Below are 241 nucleotides of genomic sequence, written 5' to 3' on the forward strand. Positions count from 1 at the left end.
GCGGTCGGTTGGTGCTTCGGCGCGCTGGATCGGTCCTGTAATCCCAGGTCACCGTACTTCCGATACCGGTTGACCCACTTGGAGGCGCATTGGCGGGAGATACCCATTTCGGCGGCTACGGGGGCGATCGGGCGACTCTGGCATCGCTCGATCAGGCGGCGTCTTCCTTCCACGGTGAGTGGGGCATTACGGTGTGTCACAGGGTTGGTCCTTCTTGGTCGAGAACGGCTATTTCGCAATT

The 241-nt window shown here is 61.0% G+C and carries 1 protein-coding gene; it reads right to left on the bottom strand.

The window, feature by feature from the left end; translation table 11 throughout:
- Positions 1–200 (bottom strand): leucine zipper domain-containing protein (locus ASU23_RS33665; protein WP_156423218.1); only part of this gene is annotated, 200 nt, incomplete at its 3' end.
- Positions 201–241 lie beyond the last annotated feature (41 nt).

It is taken from the genome of Rhodococcus sp. KB6 (genome assembly GCF_001445685.1).
In the GTDB taxonomy this organism is placed as follows: domain Bacteria; phylum Actinomycetota; class Actinomycetes; order Mycobacteriales; family Mycobacteriaceae; genus Rhodococcus_F; species Rhodococcus_F qingshengii.